Source organism: Corynebacterium sp. HMSC074C05, from assembly GCF_001838325.1.
In the GTDB taxonomy this organism is placed as follows: Bacteria; Actinomycetota; Actinomycetes; order Mycobacteriales; family Mycobacteriaceae; genus Corynebacterium; species Corynebacterium amycolatum.
Genome location: NZ_KV836284.1, coordinates 30,354 through 44,374, shown reverse-complemented (window position 1 = coordinate 44,374; position 14,021 = coordinate 30,354). Strand labels below are relative to the sequence as shown.

Below are 14,021 nucleotides of genomic sequence, written 5' to 3'. Positions count from 1 at the left end.
CCCAGTGGGACTCGAACCCACACTGAAAGGGTGTTAAAGGGCGATAATGTTGGTTCCTGCCACTGACCGAGATTCCTATTATTACTGGTCAACGGTCTAGTTAACCCGCCTAGTTTCGCTGGTATTCGGTAATTCCGGTTATTATTTGGACATTTTTTGGACAGTTCCCGCCGCGTTACACTTCCTCGTCCTTATCCGGGATTAGCTGGTCTGCGAATGCTGCGACGTCCACCGCGTCACGTGCGATGTAGAACTTCTCGGTAATCGAACTGTCGGCATGACCCATCGCAACAGCAAGAGACCACGGGTCGAGGTTGCCTTTGCCGACGCTGCTAAACGTCCGTCGAAGCGTGTGGATCGTGACGTTCTTCCACCGCTCGCCGCGCGCCGTCCGAAAATCTTCGTTGAAATTATTCTCCCACCTGTACGTTCCCGTAGCCGACGGAAACACCATCGGGAGATATTCGCCGTGGCGCTCTTTGTTCTTCCGAATAATCTCCATTGCCTTCGGCGCTAATGAGATTGAGCGTGTGGCCGCATCGGTCTTGCCGTGCTCCTGGCGAATGTTCCCCGTTGCCTTCGAGTAACTAATCGTTGCATTGAGGGTAAGGACTGGCGGGTCTTTTTCCTCGTCAATGTCGCTGAAGTTGAGCGCTAACAACTCCCCTGCTCTGAACCCTGTGAGCAGCGCTAAGACGCACACGTCGTAAACGTATTCGTAATCGCTTTTTCGCAGGTCTTTAAGGAACTCTGTTACTTCTTCAGATGTAAGTCGATTGACCTCTTTCTTGGCCGTCTTCAGTGGTCGAACATCTTTCATTGGATTATGGCCAATGAGCCGGTAACGAGCAGCGAGCCCGAACGCTCCGTTGAGGACTGTTCTGCACTGCTGGACGTTGCGACGCTTAGACGAGTGAAGCCACTGATCCATAACGAGAGGCGTTATCTCGTTGAGCCTTAGCGCTCCGAGGGTGGGTTTCAGATGCTTTTCTATGACGTCGGTGTATCTGTCGACGGATTGCGGTTTGGTGCCGTCGGTCTTTTTGACGGCTAGGTATTCATCGAGCAGTTTCGAGAAGGTGCTTGTCGACGATAATTCCGCGTGGTCGGTGTGCTCTTCGAGTCTTTGCGCGCATCGTTGCTTCAGCGCGGTCTTGGCTTTGTTTGCCGATTGTCCACGTGCTCGGACTCTGACGGTTTCGCCTGTGGTGAGTCGTAGCCGCGTGTCTGCTTCCCAGCGGGTTGGTTTGCCTTCTTCATCGGTTGTGACTGGTTTTATGTTTATCTCGCCCCAGGTTCCTGGTGTGAGTGCTGGTCTGCCTCGTGCCATTGTGGTGGTTCCCTTTTCTACACTTTCGGCACACCCTGTAGAAACAACGCTGATGATTGCGCAAGGCCTGCTAAAGGAGCTGTCTCGCTGATGGTGTCTCTACTTCGGAACTGAATGCATAGACGATACAAAGATTCTCCCCGATTCCTGCGCCGCCGCCTCGTACAAGTCAAAGTCATGGTCGTAAAGCGCAAGTGATGCTTGCGTTGTTGGCGATTTGTGGCTAATCCAATCAACCCACTTAGCCAACGGCTTAGGTAGGTCTTCATAAACAGAGCGGCCATAGATTTCGATGACCCTCTCTTCCATGCGCTCATTTTCCCATTGATAGTGAACGAGCCGCTCGGCAAGTATCGCTACGGCCGCTTCTCGAACTAAGAGTTGCCACCGCGTGAATTCTTCCGGTGCGCTCATTGACTCGACCGTCTCGCCGAAGAACTTCGCTATCGCTAGAGCTTCTGTGAAGCGCAGCGGTCGAGCTCCCTTTTCCACTCGATCTACTGTCGGCTGTTTCCAGTTAAGTCCGACTTCCTGAAGTTTGCGAGCAAATTCGTTCTGTGACCAGCCTTTTTCAAGGCGTTTTTCGGTCATTCTCCTGATAAGCCTGGACTCTTCATCGGCAAAAGACATGAACCAAACCTATCAGCCATTTTCGGGAATTTTCAACAAAGTGTTGCAAGAATTCCCGCTATCGTGTTAAGTTAAACATGTTGTTGAATTCTCCCGCTTTTGTTGAACTGGAGGTATTACATGAGAACTCAACCAACCGTCTTCACCGTCCGAGAGGCTGCACGCGCTTTACGAATCGGCGAGTCCACCGCATACGCAGCTATCCGAGATGGAGACTTCCCCGTCCCGATCATTCGAATTGGTGGCCGCTACGCAGTACCAGCGAAGCCACTGCTCGACCTACTCGGCCTCGACGAACTCCCCGCCGACGCCGCCTAACCCAAAAAGGAGAACCACAATGCCGAACCAGTACACCACCGAAGAACTCACCCTCTTCCGCGCCGACGCCGCCATAACCCTCGCCCTCGCCGTCCTCCGAGCAGTCGAGAACGGAGAGAACGTCAATGCCGACGAAGCTGTCGCCGGTGCTCTCATCGACTTCCGAATCGCTAACGCCGACTACGAAGCCGCCACCCGCGACGAAGACAACTAACCCCCAGGAAGGAAGAACCAATGTCCAACTACGCCAACTCCTACATTCTCCTGACCACCGTCGAAACGCTCCCGCTCATTCTGGAGCACATGCCAGACCGCTCGCCGGAAGGCGCCGCGTGGGAGTTCGAAGTACAGGAGATCCTCGTCGAGCGCATCAAGCCCGTATTTCGTCGAGTACTCGCCGACTACATCGGCGTCATTAAGGGCGAGTCCTACGACTTCGCACCCAACATCGATAAGGAAGAAATGCTCGACGGCATGATTGCCCACTTCGGCAAGGAAACGCTCCTCAAGCTTATTGCGAAAGACTCCTTCGGCACTGCCATGAAGTACCTGACAGAACAGGGAGAAAAGGCAGTCATGGCAATGCTGGCCACCCCGAAATAAGAAAAAGCGCCTCACCGCCGACACGGCAAGACGCTAATCCTCTACCCAATCCCGAACCAGGAGACGGAAGGAACATCTCGAAAGATGCACAACAAGAATAACACAGATTTCGAACATATCTCCGATAAGAAGACGGGGACGAAATCGAAAAGGCGACGTCGCAGGATTGCGGCACACATCATCGTCCGCCAGACGGAGGCAGGCGACCACACCGCGTGTGGAAAGTTCATCGCCCGGCAAGACTCAACCCCCGTGAAGGTTGATAGCAACGGCGTGCCGCTGTCCGTCGCGTACTACCCATGCCCGGTCTGCCGGGACATGAAGCGACTCGAAAAGAGCATGGCCAACCATTGGCCAAAGTTCCTCATCCCGGCAGATATGGCGCTGGATCTGGCCGACCGTTGGGAGGCCAACGAATGACCGCCATTGTTTGCACCGAGCTTCTCGACGAGGCCGACACAGCACTTGTCGAGGACGCGGCCACCCTGCTCGCACACCTCGACGTCACCAGTCTGCTTTACGCCGCCGTAAAAACAGAAAGCGCTTAAACGCTGCTGTGACACAACGATAAGCAGGGTTTCCCGGAATGGTTCGTTTGACGGAGTTCGATTCTCCGACCGGGAGCAGGGATTGAGCTTCCGCAGTCCCTCTTCAAATCAGATGCAGACTCCGAGCTTTTAGGAGGATTGGTGAGTTCACCCTCACAGAAGACCAGCTACCGAGGCACACAGTTCCTCTCGGCAGTCCTTGACCTTGCCCCCGGCCTTCGCCGGCAGGCACTGGAAAGCGTCGAAGCGGAAGACTTCACCACAGAACCTTTCCGAATCGTCTACAAGACCTTACTGGAGATTCCCGGCCTGGACACTATCGACGGGCGCGAAGCACTTGGTCTAGCTCTTCGCGATCAATCGGTCGCTAATGGTTCGATGAACGGCGAATTTGGCCGTGGAGTCCAGCTTGCAATCCTAGATATCGCTACTGACCAGTCCACTGGAGACATGGCGTTTCCGCTCGCTAAGAGCCTTCGAGAAGACAGGTTCCGCGCCGAGACTTGCGCAATCTTCAGTCGCTTAATCAAGGAGACGAAGACCGCGCCGCTGGAGACTATTCAGACTTCACTCCAGGAGGTTTATCAACCAGAGATTGACTTGTTTGTGCGTATCGAGCACCCGCACCGTCGCCTGAAGAAGGTGGCCTAGAATGACCGCCCCAGATCGTGCACCGAAGACTGTCTTCAACCTCGTGCAGGCATCGACAGTGAAGTCAAAGCAAACCAAGTGGCTCGTCGAGCACATGATCCCGTGGAATGGCCTTACCCTTCTCGGAGGTCGTGAAGGCGTCGGTAAATCAACGATTGCATGCGCGTGGGTTGCAGCCGCTACCCTGGGCAACCTCGATAACAAGGAACCGCTAAACGTCATCTATTTGCACACCGAGGACAGCCGCGAAGCAACGATTGTTCCCCGCCTCCGAGCTGCCGACGCAGACCTTGAGCGCATCTACTTCCTTGATATCGAACTCCAGTACGACGGCGAAGACCCAATCGAATCCGGCCTCGTCCTCCCCGCTCACTTTCCACACCTTCGCCAAGTAATCGAAGACAACAACATTGGCATGATTGTCCTCGACGCCGCGAAGTCGGCAATGGCCTCCAGCATCGACGGCAACCGTGATGAGTCCGTCCGACGCATGCTCGACCCAATGAACCGGATTGCCGACGAACTAGGGTGTGTCTTCCTTGGATTAGTTCATTTCGGTAAGCGAGAGTCCGCAGACACAGGAAAGTTGATTACCGGCTCGATTGCCTGGAGCCAGGTGGCACGTTCTGTTATCGCAGTTGCCAAGGACGAAGATGGCAAATTGCTTGTTTCTACGACGAAGCACAATTTAGCCCCGCATGCCGTCACTCTCGACGCGCATATCGAGCCCGCTGACGTTCTCATCGAAGGTGAAACCGTTCCCGTCGGCAAGGCCGTTTTCGACGGTGTCTCTAATCGAAGCATCAGTGACCTTCTCGCACCTGAAGACTCCGACGTTGACAAGATGGATCGTACCGATTGTGAGGTCTGGCTCGAAGACTTCCTCGAAGGCAAGAACGGGGTACCTCGCCAGCTTGTCCTAGAGGAAGCGGCCAAGGCTGGCTTCAAGGTTGCTAAGACTGTCCAGCGCGCTTTTAAGCGGCTCGGTGGCGTCTCTGATTACACGCAGACCAAACCTCGAACCGCGCTGTGGTCACTGCCTAGCCGGGACACTGTGTCTCCCAATGCGTATAGAGGTGTCCCTGCTGTCCCTACTGTCTCTGACCTGCATAAATGCAGTGTCCCCACTACAAATAGTGGAAATCATAGTGTCCCTACTACAAAAACTACCTCTGACCAGCAAGAACATCTTGTAAAAAGCGCCCCGAACCCTAGTAGGGACAGTAGGGACATGCGTGTTAAGAGGTCGGTCAATCCTGACGTGTATTCGGCCATTCTCTCTTCTCTTAGCCCAGAAGTAGGGCTCTCCAAGCGAGCGCTCACCGGCTCAATCCCCACCAAGCTCGACCCTGAGAACAACCTCGACCCCGCCTTGAAGCATCTCGAAGAAGACGGTCTCATCGTCCAGGACTTCAAGGGCAACTACCTACTAGCACAAGGAGCCAAGTAGTCGTGAAGCGTCACATTAGGTGCCGGACAGTCAATTCAAAGAAGAGGCTAAGCATCGTTCTTCGCCCCGATTCACGCGATAAAACCAAGTGGTTCCTCGGCACTCCACACGGTGCAATGTTGCTCGACGAAGACCAGATGATCCAGCTAGCCAACGCTGTTGCCGACCTCTTGGAGGCCGACGAGTGAAGACACCACCGTTCCCGAAGGTTAGGCGCCTGCCGGCAAGCCTCCGCCCCATCACCGATGCCTCACTCGACGGAGCCGCTTGCAAAGGCCACGCTCCCTTATTCGACCTCACTGTTCATGGCGAGACCTCGGAGCAGCGCGAAGCCCGCCACCACCAAGCCCGCAACCTGTGCCGGAGGTGCCCTGTTTTCACTCAATGCACCACGGTTGCAGGCCAACTCAAGAATGACCACAAGCAAGGACTTTGGGCAGGATCGCTGCTCGACGACAACAAGGAGAACTAAGTGAAACTCACGGCACTAACTTCAATTTTCATCGACGGCACTCTCGTTAAGAAGGGCGCCGTCTTCACCACCACGGCAACCACCGGCGAGCGTCTTATCCGCAGTGGATCAGCCCACCCCGCCGAGCAGTCCACTAAGCAAGCGACACCACGAAACCAAGTTCCCGCTGTCAAGGAACCAGACGAGCCGACACCACAGGAGCAGCGACCGGCACCGCCTCGCAAGGCCGCGCCGAAAAAAGTTTGGGAGGACTACGCCACCGCCCTCGGTATCCCCGCCGCCGGTCTGACGAAGCCGGAGCTCATCGCGGTGTGTCTGGACTACTAGAAGGAGCCGATAAGGAATGCATCATTACAAGGAGTCGTGTTTCATCTTGAGCCCGGAAGAAGCAACTAAAATCGCCAGAACTCTACTTGAAGCGAACGCAGCTCTCGCCCGTCAAGGCGCCAAGATTCCGGCGAGCATGATTGCCTTCGCCAATACCGTTTACGACAACGTAAAGACGCAAAAGCCAATTGAGGACACCGGCGAGACTGTGGAGTATGAGCAAATCACTTCCGCCGAAGCCGCCAAAATTTTGGGTTGTGGCGAGCCCAACGTCCGAGCACTCGCCAGAACAGGCAGGCTCCCCGGCGCCAAACCTCAAGGCTTCTGGATCTTCAACAGGAGTGATGTCGTGGCCTTCCGCGACTACCGCGAGTGATTGCTCAATTGCAGATGTGGAGCTCGCCCGCGTCGGCACCTGGAACGCAGAAACAGGACAATGCGCCATAACCCGCGCTGACCTTGCTTCCGCCGTCGCAGCAGCACCACATCTACCCGCTATCCCCGTCCGCCTCGGACACTTTGACCCACGCTTCTCCGGCTCTCCTTCCCTGGGGCGTGTGGTCAATTTACGCACCGGCGAGGCTGGCGACGTACTGCTCGGAGACCTCGTAGACCTTCCTCGTTGGTTGTACGACAACGTCTCAAAAGCCTATCCACAGCGCAGTATCGAAGCCGCCCTCGACTTCCAACACGAAGGCAGAACATTCCGTTTTTGCCTTACTGGTCTCGCTCTTCTCGGAGCGGAATGGCCAGCAGTAACCAGTCTTCAAGACATTCGAGATCTACTGGAGAAATAGTCATGTTCACATCTAAGCCGCAAATCGCCAACGTCATTACTTTCCGTGAGGCGATGGAAAACGCCCCAGAAAACCTATTCGAGACCGGCAGCACCCGAGGTTATGTCGTGACCCCGGCTCTCGCCCCCAACCCGCCGTCCTACCGCACCCCGGAACTTGTTGGTGCATGGGTACAGGGATACCTCGCTGGTCTCGCAGCTGAAGACACCTACGAGAACGCAACCGTCAACACGATCGAGTTCGACCTTGCTCACTACCCTTGCTTGGAGGATAAGTAAATGTTTTACCCCGGAGCGGCAGACCTCAACGACCGCACTATCACCGTTGATTCCGTCCTCAATGACCCAACCATCATTGAGCACCGAATCGCAGAACTGGCAACCCCGAACCTGATTGTCGAGACCGTCTTCTCACAGGACAACTCGCCCGTACAGGGTGGCGCCGTGATCTACTCCGAGACCACGGAGAAGAACTTCTACACCGACAATGATGTTGCACAGCGCATGCCAGGAGACGAGTACACCATCGTCTACCGCGAGCGCCCAGAAGCGAAGCTCGCCCGCGTCGAAGACTACGGCGGCAAGTTCGCCACCAGCGACGAGGCACGCCGCCGCAACCAGGCAATCGACTTCGACAACGACGTCCGCGTCCTGTCCAACACTCTTGTGCGCAAGCTCAACCAGCGAGCAATCGAAACTATCGAAGCCGCCCGTGATGCCCACAAGACCAACACCCTCGCAATCCCCGGCACCGGCTGGAAGGACGTTGTCCTCGACGGCAACCCAACCACCATCACAGCACCAGCTGACCGCCCTCACTCCCATATCGCCAACCTGTTCGCAGTCGCCGAACAGCAAGAGCTCGGCATCGAGTACACCAAGATGCTGGTCTCCCCGGCAATGAAGGCAACCCTGCGAATGGTCTACGGCTCCGACCTCGGCACCATGCTCGAAGACTTCGGCCTCGACCTGATCTCCACCAACTTTGTGGCCGACGATCTGGCTTACTTCGTTGACCCCGGAAAGGCCGGTTTCGTCAAGTACGAAGAGCCGCTGACCGTCACCACATGGCGAGATGAGGCACACCGACAGACCTGGACACAGGCATACGCAATGCCGGTCATGGGAATTACTACCCCGTCCGCTATCGGGGTAATCGAATTTTCTAAGGAGTAAACCAATGTTCTTCCACAATCAGATGCAAGAGCGCTTCAACCCCGGCACCGACCTCACCGCCGTTGCCACCGACCAGGTGACAGGCAAGACCCTCGTCACCTACTCGAAGGGGCTCACCAGCGGCCTTATCAGCGTCGCCACCGCCACCCCAGGCAAGGCAGTTGCCGGAGTCGCTAAGTACGACGCCGACACCGGCGAGCACGTTGGTGTTGCGCGTGGCTCCGGCCGCATCGTCACCATCACCGCCGCCACCGGCCTGAAGGCAGGAGACCCGGTAACCGTTGGTGACGCTGGCAAGGCAACTACCGCCACCGACAACAGCCACATCGTTGGTTGGTGCGTTGACGATGCCGACGCTGACACCGACGCGCTGATTAGCCTCGCTCACTAAGGAGACCCCCATGCCTGACTTTAAGCGCCTGTTTTTCAGCACCCCCACCCCCTCCGAAGCGGACACGGGAGAAAAGACCCCCGCCCCGCTGACCTTCACCGAAGAGCAGACGGCCACCATGTGCGCCGCCCTCAACCTAGATCCGGACGTCACCGCCGACGAGTTCGTCGCCAAGTTCCTCGCCCTCGTCGAGTCCGCCGACGAGGTAGTCGCCAAGGCTACTGAAAACAATGTTGCAGCTTCACTCAACGAAGACGAAGTACAGCGCATTGCAGCATCAGCAGCGAAGGAAGTTCTCGCAAGCGTCAACACCAACGATGCTGTCATCATCGACCGCAACGCGTGGACTGACATGAAGAAGGCAATGGACGTCGGTATCAAGGCAGAACGTCAACAGCATCGACTCGCAGCCGAACAAGTTGTTGACCAAGCAATCCGACGCGGCAAGGCTTCACCAGTTCAGCGAGAACACTGGATTGACGCATACAACGCTGACAAGGAAAAGACTATGAGAGCGCTGAATGCAGCGAAGGAAATTCCGCGCGTTGAGATTGGGCATTCACTGTCAATCGAGCAGCTAGACGCGATCGAGCGAAACAGTTGGGTGCGCTAGCCCAAACCAACCAGGCAAGACCCTCTAGGAACCCTTTTCCCGGAGGGTCTTTCCGCTATCAACAAGAGGAATACTTTCAATGAATAGGCAACCGCGGCAGACCGAGAACCAAAAAGGCCGCGGCAGTATCCACAAGAAGAACCGGAAACGCCTCATGCATCTACACCACGACGGCGCTCTTTGTTGGTGGTGCGGCAAGCCGATGTATCGAGACGCGAAACTCAACTGGGACCAAAGAGCCTTGCATGCAGACCATTCACGAGCGCTTGGTCAATACGGCGCACACAACAACCTCGCAGACAGACTCTTGCACGCAACCTGCAACCAACAACGAGGCGACGGCACCAGAGACAACACCCGCCCCGCCCTCCACCGAACAGAACCATTCATTTGGTGACGCCCAGACCCGACCCCCGAAAATCTTAAGGCGGTCGGGTTTTTCCTACCCTCGCATCCCGTCCGCATCGGGCTTCTCTCTCCGGCTGTTTTTGGTGCCCGTGGGCGTGTTTGGCGGGTTGTGGGTTTTGTTTGGTGGTTGGGTGCTGTTTTGGGGCTTGTGGCGTGTGTGTTGGTTCTGGCGTGTTTTACGGGGTGTTGCGCTAGGAGGCTCTGTGAACGTTTGGAGGGTGCTAGGATACGTGCTCCCCGCGTTTAACCGCTTAGAATCGATTTGTGAACAGGGGTTTTGTGCAGGTCAACGAGAGTAAGCCCCACATGCGCACGGAAACTATCCGTGTTGATTATCGACACAGTTGCCCACGACTGTAAGCCCCACACGCACACGGGAGATATTCCCGGCTCCGGGAACCTTCCCGGTCAAAGATGACCGTGCAGAAAGAAGTCATCTGTTACGAACCTCGTAACGGTTGAAGCGGATAGATAACCCCCAGGAGTGCCGACAACATCTTTAGGTCGTGATTCCGACCTGCCGAGCAGCGTTACACCTTGCTACTTCTCTAGCAAGTCCGGTTATTATTTGGACATTTTTTGGACAGTTTTAAGTCTAAGCATGAAAAAACCAGGTAGAAAATCGCTTCTACCTGGCCTTTTGGTGCCCCCAGTGGGACTCGAACCCACACTGAAAGGATTTTAAGTCCTCTGCCTCTGCCAATTGGGCTATAGGGGCCCCTAAGAAAGATTAATGGGCGATATGGGTGTCTACCAAACTCGCCACAATTCCGTCGAGGATATCCTTCTCGCTGATGTAGAAAAAGCGCTGCTCTTCCTTGGCTGCCTCGGAAAGTGGCAGCGCCTCAAACATGTCCATCAGACCGTCAACAATGATGGAACCACCGGCGAAGACATCCGCGCGTTTCGGGTGCATGACCGGATTCGCAGCAAGGGATTCCGCATCGGTCTCGACGACGGATGCTGTCAACGCACGCAACGCCCCAAAGCGCAGCTGCGACAGGTGGATTGCCTCGGGGTCGTAGGTTTCTAGGCCCTGTGCCAGCGCCGACAGGGTGGTGAAGGTCCCGGCGCAGCCGACGATGGTGCGAGCCTTGTCGACAGGCACCTTCGCAATAATCTCGTCGGCCAGTTCCGCAACATACGAACGCGCCTCCTGGACCTGCTCCGCCGTCGGCGGCGAGGCCTGCAGGAACCGTTCGGTCAAGCGCACACTGCCCATAGCCACGGAATCAGAGCCGGCTACCGTACCATCGTGGTCACCGACAATAACCTCGGTGGAGCCGCCGCCGACGTCGATGACGCAATACGGACCCAGCTCGGGCTCCAAGTCATCGACTGCCCCGCGGAAGGACAGCGCGGCTTCCTCGTCGCCGGAAATAACCTCGGCCTCTGCACCCCACGGAGCGAGAATCTCGCGGGTCATGGCGAAGAAATCGTCGCGGTTGCTTGCGTCGCGCGTCGCCGATGTCGCCACCATTCGGACAGCTTGCACTTTTTCGACTTGCATAAGCTCTGCATACTTCGTCAGAGCCTCCCGCACGCGCTCCAGCGCCTCTGGAGCCAGCATGCCAGTGGCATCCACGCCCTGGCCAAGGCGGACGATTTCCATCAGTCGGTGCAGTTCTGTGATTTCGAGAACCCCATCGACGACCTCGACCCGGCTGATAAGCAGGCGAAGCGAGTTAGTGCCGCAGTCGACGGCAGCGAGAGTCGTCATTTATCCCTCCACCCCCGGATACGCAATACCGAGCTCGGAAATCGTCGGCCAGTCCGCGGGAATCGCGGTGCCGCGCAGCTTCTCGTTCTCCGCCGCCAGCGCCACCGACTCAGTACCCAGTCGGAAGTGATCCGGCCCCTTGGCCAGCGCGTAGGCAATAAGGACGTGCAGGCACTTCACACGCGTCGGCATGCCGCCACCGGAGAAGTCCGTGCCCAGGTCTTCCATCTCATTGCGCTCCGCCAGAAACGCCTCGTGTGCACGCTGGTAATCAGCGGCAAGCTCGTCGTCGCTTTCCAGACGCGCGGTCATTTCCTTCATCACGCCGGTCGTCTCCAACCGGGAGGCCTCCGCGGTGAGTCGCGGATCAGTCAGGTAAAAGAGCGTGGGAAACGGAGTGCCATCGTCCAAACGAGGCTTCGTCTTGACCACACCAGGAGTGCCGTCGGGACTGCGGTAAGAGATGTCCACTACACCCCGTGGTTCACGCCCGAGCTGCTCCGCTATCACTTCCAAATCTGCGGTATCCACAGACATCGGTCACACTCCTTTTGCTTCCGTTTTACTGACACATAATCTCACAGTCGCCTTACAAGCGCGTTGTTTCGCTTTACGACGGCACACTCCGCCGCGCATGCAACCTCACCGAGAGCCCTACGGAGTTTTAGGACTCCGGTACCGTCGGCAAACTCTCGGGCCTCGTTGCCTGATCGCGCCCCGGATTAGGGCGAGTCTCTTCAGGTTCGGGCGGGATGGAAATGGAATCCCACAGAGTCTCGTACCACTTCTTGGCCTGGTGCTGCGGAACTTCCTCCGGCTGCGTCCCGGGCTGTTCGCCCACTGCCGGATCGAGGATACGGAATGGGGTCTCCCCCGGCTCTACCAGTCCCAGGCGCAGACGTGCCTGCTCCTTGATATAGGCGGGGTTGGAGTAAAGCTCCTTTTCATCCTCTAGCTGCTCAATTCGCTGTTCCATGCGCGCAATACTGTCCTGCGTTGCAGCCACATCCGCCTGCTGTTGTGCAAAAGTCCGCAGCGGGATTGCGAGAACAGATACTAAGAAAAGCACCAGCAGACCAATACCAATCTTCTGTGCCGTGCTCAGCGAGCGCATTCCCGATGCGATTGCCGCTGCCGAACGCTGCCCCGCCCCTGCAGGGCGCGACTGTGTTCCGCGGCGAGATCGGTCCGATGCACTCATGCCCCACACTCTACCCGACCGCCAGCCGATGAAATAACAAAAACCCGCCCACAACCACATGCGTGGTGCGGGCGGGCAGTGCTATACGCAGCTTTCGCAGCGTATCAACTACTTACTTAAAACGCGGGAAAGCGCTGCGGCCAGCGTAGACTGCGGCGTCGCCGAGGTACTCTTCGATGCGCAGCAGCTGGTTGTACTTAGCAACGCGCTCGGAGCGAGCCGGAGCACCGGTCTTGATCTGGCCACAGTTGAGACCGACAGCCAGGTCAGCGATGGTGGTGTCCTCAGTCTCACCGGAGCGGTGCGACATCATGGTCTTGTAACCGGCGTTGTGGGCCATTGCGACGGCCTCGAAGGTCTCAGACAGCGAACCGATCTGGTTGACCTTGACCAGCAGAGCGTTAGCGGCCTTCTTCTCAATGCCCTCAGCCAGACGCTTCGGGTTGGTAACGAAGAAGTCATCGCCGACAATCTGGACCTTGTCACCAAGCTGAGCGGTCAGGGTAGTGTAGCCCTCCCAGTCATCCTCTTGCAGCGGATCCTCGATGGAGACGATGGCGTAGTTCTCAACGAGGTCGGCGTAGACAGCGGCCATCTCCTCAGCGGTGTGCTCGCCGCCCTCGAAGTGGTACTTGCCGTCCTTGAAGAACTCGGAAGAAGCCACGTCGAGAGCCAGAGCGACATCGTCGCCCAGCTTGTAGCCAGCGGCCTCAATTGCTTCAACAATCAGGTCCAGTGCAGCCTTGGTGGAGTCAACCGACGGAGCGAAGCCGCCCTCATCGCCGAGACCAGTGGACAGACCCTTGTCCTTGATGACCTTCTTCAGTGCGTGGTAGACCTCAGCGCCGACACGCAGTGCCTCCTTGAAGGTCGGGGCGCCAATCGGAGCAATCATGAACTCCTGGACGTCAACGCCGGAGTCCGCATGTGCACCACCGTTGAGGATATTCATCATCGGGACCGGTAGAACGTGGCCGTTCGGGCCACCGACGTAGCGGAACAGGTCCAGGCCAGCGGACTCAGCAGCAGCCTTGGCAACGGCCATGGACACACCGAGAATGGCGTTGGCACCCAGGCGGGACTTGTTGTCGGTGCCGTCCAGCTCAATCATGGTCTTGTCAACGAGACGCTGATCCTCAGCCTCGAGGCCAATAATCGCGTCCTCAATCTCCTCGAGCACCGCGCGGACAGCCTTCTGGACACCCTTGCCCAGGTAACGATCCTCACCATCGCGGAGCTCGTGAGCCTCGTGTACACCGGTAGAGGCACCGGACGGAACCGCAGCGCGGCCCACAGCGCCGTCTTCCAACAGCACCTCAACCTCAACGGTCGGGTTACCACGGGAGTCCAGAATTTCGCGTGCGTTCAACTCGATGATTGCAGCCAT

At 57.0% G+C, this 14,021-nt stretch carries 22 protein-coding genes and 1 tRNA gene; 16 read left to right on the top strand and 7 right to left on the bottom strand.

The genetic code is table 11. The features are described from left to right. Nucleotides 1–175 precede the first annotated feature (175 nt). Both HMPREF3042_RS02790 and HMPREF3042_RS02785 read right to left on the bottom strand, forming a co-directional pair. Complete coding sequence (locus HMPREF3042_RS02790; protein ID WP_070856012.1) at nucleotides 176–1,330, bottom strand: tyrosine-type recombinase/integrase; 1,155 nt, start codon at nucleotides 1,328–1,330, stop codon at nucleotides 176–178. A gap of 99 nt (nucleotides 1,331–1,429) precedes the next feature. After that, nucleotides 1,430–1,960 (bottom strand): helix-turn-helix domain-containing protein, encoded by a 531-nt coding sequence (locus HMPREF3042_RS02785; RefSeq protein WP_070856011.1) that lies wholly within the window; start codon nucleotides 1,958–1,960, stop codon nucleotides 1,430–1,432. 120 nt (nucleotides 1,961–2,080) lie between these two features. On the opposite strand from HMPREF3042_RS02785, the gene HMPREF3042_RS02780 reads away from it, so the two are divergent. From HMPREF3042_RS02780 to HMPREF3042_RS02715, 16 genes are all read left to right on the top strand, one after another. Next, a complete protein-coding gene (locus HMPREF3042_RS02780; protein ID WP_070856010.1) occupies nucleotides 2,081–2,278 on the top strand; it encodes a helix-turn-helix transcriptional regulator in 198 nt (65 codons plus the stop codon). Nucleotides 2,279–2,297: 19 nt separating this feature from the next. Next, a complete protein-coding gene (locus tag HMPREF3042_RS02775) occupies nucleotides 2,298–2,492 on the top strand; it encodes a hypothetical protein (protein WP_070856009.1) in 195 nt (64 codons plus the stop codon). 20 nt (nucleotides 2,493–2,512) lie between these two features. Further along, a complete protein-coding gene (locus tag HMPREF3042_RS02770) occupies nucleotides 2,513–2,881 on the top strand; it encodes a hypothetical protein (RefSeq protein ID WP_070856008.1) in 369 nt (122 codons plus the stop codon). A gap of 84 nt (nucleotides 2,882–2,965) precedes the next feature. Then, the gene (locus HMPREF3042_RS02765; protein ID WP_070856007.1) at nucleotides 2,966–3,301 is read left to right on the top strand and encodes a hypothetical protein; all 336 of its coding nucleotides are present in this window, start codon (nucleotides 2,966–2,968) and stop codon (nucleotides 3,299–3,301) included. Continuing rightward, entirely contained in the window at nucleotides 3,298–3,429 is a 132-nt protein-coding gene (locus HMPREF3042_RS11050) for a hypothetical protein (RefSeq protein ID WP_255467742.1), read from the top strand. Before HMPREF3042_RS02765 ends, HMPREF3042_RS11050 begins: the two co-directional genes overlap by 4 nt. A gap of 141 nt (nucleotides 3,430–3,570) precedes the next feature. Then, entirely contained in the window at nucleotides 3,571–4,080 is a 510-nt protein-coding gene (locus HMPREF3042_RS02760) for a hypothetical protein (RefSeq protein WP_070856006.1), read from the top strand. Between the two features lies 1 nt (nucleotide 4,081). Beyond that, nucleotides 4,082–5,530, top strand: a complete 1,449-nt coding sequence (locus HMPREF3042_RS02755; RefSeq protein WP_070856005.1) for an AAA family ATPase — start codon at nucleotides 4,082–4,084, stop codon at nucleotides 5,528–5,530. Between the two features lie 2 nt (nucleotides 5,531–5,532). After that, nucleotides 5,533–5,718 (top strand): hypothetical protein, encoded by a 186-nt coding sequence (locus HMPREF3042_RS10825; protein ID WP_070856004.1) that lies wholly within the window; start codon nucleotides 5,533–5,535, stop codon nucleotides 5,716–5,718. After that, nucleotides 5,715–6,002, top strand: coding sequence for a WhiB family transcriptional regulator (locus HMPREF3042_RS11105; RefSeq protein ID WP_070856003.1), 288 nt, complete (start codon nucleotides 5,715–5,717; stop codon nucleotides 6,000–6,002). The genes HMPREF3042_RS10825 and HMPREF3042_RS11105 overlap by 4 nt, the downstream gene beginning before the upstream one ends. Then, complete coding sequence (locus HMPREF3042_RS02740) at nucleotides 6,003–6,329, top strand: hypothetical protein (protein ID WP_070856002.1); 327 nt, start codon at nucleotides 6,003–6,005, stop codon at nucleotides 6,327–6,329. A 46-nt stretch (nucleotides 6,330–6,375) separates the two neighbouring features. Continuing rightward, complete coding sequence (locus tag HMPREF3042_RS02735) at nucleotides 6,376–6,705, top strand: helix-turn-helix domain-containing protein (protein ID WP_210403428.1); 330 nt, start codon at nucleotides 6,376–6,378, stop codon at nucleotides 6,703–6,705. Further along, nucleotides 6,674–7,126 carry a hypothetical protein gene (locus HMPREF3042_RS10750; RefSeq protein ID WP_141764775.1) on the top strand — a complete coding sequence of 151 codons (453 nt, stop codon included), beginning with the start codon at nucleotides 6,674–6,676 and terminating at the stop codon, nucleotides 7,124–7,126. Before HMPREF3042_RS02735 ends, HMPREF3042_RS10750 begins: the two co-directional genes overlap by 32 nt. Nucleotides 7,127–7,128: 2 nt before the next feature. Next, nucleotides 7,129–7,404: a hypothetical protein gene (locus HMPREF3042_RS02730; RefSeq protein ID WP_070856000.1), complete on the top strand. Its 276-nt coding sequence runs from the start codon at nucleotides 7,129–7,131 to the stop codon at nucleotides 7,402–7,404. Beyond that, complete coding sequence (locus HMPREF3042_RS02725) at nucleotides 7,405–8,301, top strand: major capsid protein (RefSeq protein WP_070855999.1); 897 nt, start codon at nucleotides 7,405–7,407, stop codon at nucleotides 8,299–8,301. It abuts the gene before it with no gap. 4 nt (nucleotides 8,302–8,305) lie between these two features. Continuing rightward, complete coding sequence (locus HMPREF3042_RS02720; protein WP_083327408.1) at nucleotides 8,306–8,692, top strand: capsid cement protein; 387 nt, start codon at nucleotides 8,306–8,308, stop codon at nucleotides 8,690–8,692. A gap of 10 nt (nucleotides 8,693–8,702) precedes the next feature. Continuing rightward, nucleotides 8,703–9,305, top strand: coding sequence for a hypothetical protein (locus HMPREF3042_RS02715; RefSeq protein ID WP_070855998.1), 603 nt, complete (start codon nucleotides 8,703–8,705; stop codon nucleotides 9,303–9,305). Between the two features lie 1,049 nt (nucleotides 9,306–10,354). On the opposite strand, the gene HMPREF3042_RS02705 is transcribed toward HMPREF3042_RS02715, so the two are convergent. The 5 genes from HMPREF3042_RS02705 to eno all read right to left on the bottom strand — a co-directional run bounded on the left by HMPREF3042_RS02705 (nucleotide 10,355) and on the right by eno (nucleotide 14,021). Beyond that, nucleotides 10,355–10,431 (bottom strand) — tRNA-Leu (locus tag HMPREF3042_RS02705). A gap of 12 nt (nucleotides 10,432–10,443) precedes the next feature. Next, nucleotides 10,444–11,433 (bottom strand): Ppx/GppA phosphatase family protein, encoded by a 990-nt coding sequence (locus HMPREF3042_RS02700; RefSeq protein WP_070855996.1) that lies wholly within the window; start codon nucleotides 11,431–11,433, stop codon nucleotides 10,444–10,446. Next, nucleotides 11,434–11,970 (bottom strand): DUF501 domain-containing protein, encoded by a 537-nt coding sequence (locus HMPREF3042_RS02695; RefSeq protein ID WP_070855995.1) that lies wholly within the window; start codon nucleotides 11,968–11,970, stop codon nucleotides 11,434–11,436. Nucleotides 11,971–12,097: 127 nt separating this feature from the next. Further along, entirely contained in the window at nucleotides 12,098–12,634 is a 537-nt protein-coding gene (locus HMPREF3042_RS02690; RefSeq protein ID WP_070855994.1) for an FtsB family cell division protein, read from the bottom strand. Nucleotides 12,635–12,746: 112 nt separating this feature from the next. After that, a complete protein-coding gene (eno, locus tag HMPREF3042_RS02685) occupies nucleotides 12,747–14,021 on the bottom strand; it encodes a phosphopyruvate hydratase (protein WP_070834092.1) in 1,275 nt (424 codons plus the stop codon).

Coding starts and splice junctions, on each gene's coding strand:
- HMPREF3042_RS02790 (WP_070856012.1), bottom strand. CDS start 1,330: ATGGCACGAGGCAGACCAGCACTCACACCAGGAACCTGGGGCGAGATA.
- HMPREF3042_RS02785 (WP_070856011.1), bottom strand. CDS start 1,960: ATGTCTTTTGCCGATGAAGAGTCCAGGCTTATCAGGAGAATGACCGAA.
- HMPREF3042_RS02780 (WP_070856010.1), top strand. CDS start 2,081: ATGAGAACTCAACCAACCGTCTTCACCGTCCGAGAGGCTGCACGCGCT.
- HMPREF3042_RS02775 (WP_070856009.1), top strand. CDS start 2,298: ATGCCGAACCAGTACACCACCGAAGAACTCACCCTCTTCCGCGCCGAC.
- HMPREF3042_RS02770 (WP_070856008.1), top strand. CDS start 2,513: ATGTCCAACTACGCCAACTCCTACATTCTCCTGACCACCGTCGAAACG.
- HMPREF3042_RS02765 (WP_070856007.1), top strand. CDS start 2,966: ATGCACAACAAGAATAACACAGATTTCGAACATATCTCCGATAAGAAG.
- HMPREF3042_RS11050 (WP_255467742.1), top strand. CDS start 3,298: ATGACCGCCATTGTTTGCACCGAGCTTCTCGACGAGGCCGACACAGCA.
- HMPREF3042_RS02755 (WP_070856005.1), top strand. CDS start 4,082: ATGACCGCCCCAGATCGTGCACCGAAGACTGTCTTCAACCTCGTGCAG.
- HMPREF3042_RS10750 (WP_141764775.1), top strand. CDS start 6,674: ATGTCGTGGCCTTCCGCGACTACCGCGAGTGATTGCTCAATTGCAGAT.
- HMPREF3042_RS02730 (WP_070856000.1), top strand. CDS start 7,129: ATGTTCACATCTAAGCCGCAAATCGCCAACGTCATTACTTTCCGTGAG.
- HMPREF3042_RS02725 (WP_070855999.1), top strand. CDS start 7,405: ATGTTTTACCCCGGAGCGGCAGACCTCAACGACCGCACTATCACCGTT.
- HMPREF3042_RS02720 (WP_083327408.1), top strand. CDS start 8,306: ATGTTCTTCCACAATCAGATGCAAGAGCGCTTCAACCCCGGCACCGAC.
- HMPREF3042_RS02715 (WP_070855998.1), top strand. CDS start 8,703: ATGCCTGACTTTAAGCGCCTGTTTTTCAGCACCCCCACCCCCTCCGAA.
- HMPREF3042_RS02700 (WP_070855996.1), bottom strand. CDS start 11,433: ATGACGACTCTCGCTGCCGTCGACTGCGGCACTAACTCGCTTCGCCTG.
- HMPREF3042_RS02695 (WP_070855995.1), bottom strand. CDS start 11,970: ATGTCTGTGGATACCGCAGATTTGGAAGTGATAGCGGAGCAGCTCGGG.
- HMPREF3042_RS02690 (WP_070855994.1), bottom strand. CDS start 12,634: ATGAGTGCATCGGACCGATCTCGCCGCGGAACACAGTCGCGCCCTGCA.
- eno (WP_070834092.1), bottom strand. CDS start 14,021: ATGGCTGCAATCATCGAGTTGAACGCACGCGAAATTCTGGACTCCCGT.